Here is a 3,560-nt window from a genome sequence, read left to right as displayed (position 1 = left end):
ACCCGCACATGGCAATTGTCGAGAATTGCATTGTTCGGCCCATAAGCTTTTTCGATCTGGTTCAGGGATTGCGCAATCAGAAAGGCGCGAACACCGTACCCTGCCATAAAGGCGAGCGCACATTCAAAAAAATCGAGCCGCCCCAAGGCCGGGAACTCATCCAGCATCAGAAGCACTTTCCGGCGACCCGAATCTGGAAGCGTCTCGGTCAGCCGCCGCCCGATCTGATTGAGCACCAGCCGCATAAGTGGTTTCGTCCGCGACAAATCCGAGGGCGGAACCACAAGATAAAGCGAGACGGGCCGCGCTCCCTCCACCAGATCGCTGATCCGCCAATCGCTCTCAGATGTAACTGCGGCCACCACAGGATCACGGTAAAGCGACAAGAAACTGAGCGCCGTTGACAAAACGCCTGAGCGTTCATTCTCAGCCTTGTTCAGAAGTTCGCGTGCCGCCTGAGCGACAACGGGGTGAACCGACCGCGCCCCGTCCCCGCGGGCGAGATGCTTTGTGTTCATCATCCGCGAGAGCGTTTCCTTGAAGGGCCGCGAGGGATCCGACAAGAATGACGCACATCCTGCCAGCGTCTTGTCTTTTTCGGCGTAGAGCACATGCAAAATGACGCCAACCAGCAAAGCATGTCCGGTCTTCTCCCAATGGCTGCGGCGCTCAAGCGAGCCTTCCGGATCCACAAGGATGTCGGCAATATTCTGTACATCGCGTACTTCATTCGGTCCGCGCCGAACTTCCATCAACGGATTATATCGCGGGGAGTTCACATCCGTTGGATCAAACCGGATGCATGGGCCGAGTTTCGAGCGCCAGCCTGATGTCAGGTCCCAGTTCTCGCCCTTGACGTCATGAATGACAGCGCTTCCTGTCCAGGACAGCAACGTCGGAACAACAAGGCCAACCCCTTTACCAGACCGCGTTGGCGCGAAAGCAAGCACATGTTCCGGGCCGTCATGACGGAGATATTTGCCTTTCCACGTACCAAGGAAGACGCCGTCACCGCCCAGCAGTCTCGCCCGCACAAGATCGCGGCGGCCTGCCCACCGCGATGAGCCGTAGGTCGTCACGCGGCGTTCCCAGCGCGAACGCCAGACCGACCCGACAACCGCCGCCAGAATGCCGAGCAGGCCGCCACTTGCCGAAATCGCCCCACCTTTGGCAAAAACCTCCGGGGCATACGCCTCATAGGCATACCACCATTGGAACAGTCTCCAGGGCCGATAGACTGGCTGTCCGTCCAACACGAACCATGGCCGCCCGAGCGCTGCCTGATAGCCAAGCTCATGCGCAACCCATTGCGTCGCTCCCCACAGGGTCAGCACAATTATCGATAGCACAATGAGAAACTGGCCAATCAGGATTTTGGACGGCGACATCGATCGTCATACTCCGCGTGATAAAAACGCACCCAATGTCTCGCGTCTTTTATCGCCCGCACAGTGAGAATGGCGGCAAATGCCGGCAACACTTTGCAAAAGCGCTATCGCGACAGGCCTCGCCCTCTGCCGGATGGAAATGACCAGGACAGATTTTTTGCCTTTTGTTCGATGATCAGGGATCGTCCCCGGTGTCGCTCCATTTCCGGCCGCCACGGCACCAGCGCAAAAGTTGTCTCACTTCCAATGAGCGCTCTTCGCCCGGACGCGAGATCGACGGTCTTTTCAAACTTGCCTTCAAATTGTTCACCTTTTGACAGCGTAACCTGAGATCTGCCGCTCCTTTCCGCTTCAAAGGCGCCTGCTCGCCTGAGCTCTTCTTCTCGGAGGCGCTTACGTGTCTCATCTGAGAGCTGACCTTCATCCGCCCTAAGCAATCCTCGGTCACGCAAGAAGCTGAGACGGGCCAGCTGCGCCTTGGCAAATCTCCTGTACGGATTTGCCGCCTCTGCAATCCTTCCATCCAGCCACGTCTCAGCATGGGCCTTGGTCTGGGCGTCCAGTGTCATCCAAGACCGCACCTTGAGCTTTGTGCGCCCACCTTGTCTCGTTTCATATTGCGTCGCCTTGTCCAAATAGTCCTCACCAATCTCCCAGACGCCATCCTTGCGGCGCGTCACAAATCCCGCTCGCCTTAAGGCTTCGAGCCGTCGTTTGTGAGCTTCCCGGTAATTGTGAGACGCGGTTGGTTCGGCCTCAGCGTGCAGCGCGTCAGAATAGTATCCGCCTGTCTGCCCGGCTATCTGTGCAATGACCTTATCCGAGGCTCGCGGCGCGGGCTGAGACGGTGCGACTTCAACAATTGCCCCGCGTGGTGGCAAACCACCGGGCTCTACGCCGCCAGCAGGCACATGCCAGCGCGTACCTTCAAGGTCTTCGATCAGAAGGAAGCGCGTACCGCGCAATTCATCGTCTGGTCCCTGAGACAAGACAACACCTGTTATTGGCTTCGCATCACTCGGCCGTTCTTCAAAGAAACGTACGCCCCGCGCAGTCTCTCCAGGTTCCAGACCCGCGCTGAGCGTTCGGACAATATCGCCGCGCCGTCCCATCGCTTTTAGCGCGGTCTGCCAGCCTTCTTTCAGCTGCCAGACGCCTCGGCTCGTTTCAGTTGCAAAATGCAGACTTTCCAAATGCCGCAAGCGCTGAAGCTGAAGGCTCCGGCGAAAGCGATCACCGGAACGATGGGCGGGTGCAACCTCAATCCAGTTCGCAACTGCCTGTTTCTCAAGCTCCCGGTCCAGCGATGTGAACCGATCCTGCGTCGCTTCATGTTGTTGGGCAGCGGCGATCTCCAAGTCGCGGCGAGGTCCGAGCAAACCTGTCACGATCTGCTTCGCGCGTCCCCTGATTCCCTTCGTCAGATAATTTCTGGCAATCACAAGATCCTTGCCGCGAGCATCTTTGCCCCTGATGACAATATGGGTGTGAGAGTGGCCTGTATTGTGGTGATCGACGGCAACCCAGTCGAGCGGTGTCCCAAGATCACGCTCCATCGCAGCCATCAGCGCGCGTGCACTGGTCTTTAAGTCGCCGAGCTCGGCGCCATCTTCTGCTGAGACCGTCAGCCTGAACTGGTGCCGGTCATTTCCACTGCGCTCGGCAAATGCCCGGCCATCAATGTCGTCACCCTCAGGCCCATACAGTTTGCCACCGCTGCCATCGCGCTCAACGCCGTCACGCTGGATGTATCGTACATGCTCAGAAAATGCGCGCACACCACCCCCTCCCCGCGCCCGTGCAATATGGACTTTCACAATGACGCGGCGCATGCGTGCGCGGCTGATCTGCCGAAGCGTTTGCATTGCTTGCGGCGTCGCCCCATTTCCGCGGCCATTATTGCGTCCGGTAAAACCGCGCTTGCTTGACGGTCTACTAAGCCGGGCGGCAACTCGTTTCACCTGACGCCGAAATGACTTCCCACCAGCCTCGCCGCGATCTCGGATACGCCCAAGGCGCGGGGTGAAGTCACTGTCCCCTTTCATCTACGCCGATACCGCGCGTATGACACCCAATCCCCAATGTTCATGGGAAAACACACATAACCTGTATGTCGCAAATTGCGGCAAAAGGCGACGAAAAAAAGACGTGCAGACAAGGCATTAGATGGAC

The 3,560-nt window shown here is 58.1% G+C and carries 2 protein-coding genes; both read right to left on the bottom strand.

Annotation, left to right across the window (positions count from 1 at the left end; translation table 11 throughout):
* Positions 1-1,388 (bottom strand): IncP-type conjugal transfer protein TraG (traG, locus tag B4F73_RS12280; RefSeq protein ID WP_290483403.1); only part of this gene is annotated, 1,388 nt, incomplete at its 3' end.
* A gap of 104 nt (positions 1,389-1,492) precedes the next feature.
* Positions 1,493-3,253: a DUF3363 domain-containing protein gene (locus B4F73_RS12275; RefSeq protein ID WP_051599721.1), complete on the bottom strand. Its 1,761-nt coding sequence runs from the start codon at positions 3,251-3,253 to the stop codon at positions 1,493-1,495.
* Positions 3,254-3,560 lie beyond the last annotated feature (307 nt).

The organism is Hyphomonas sp. UBA3601 (genome assembly GCF_002375605.1).
Classification (GTDB): Bacteria; Pseudomonadota; Alphaproteobacteria; order Caulobacterales; family Hyphomonadaceae; genus Hyphomonas.
Note: the sequence above shows the minus strand (reverse complement) of the source record. Positions and strands in the feature narration are given on the sequence as shown.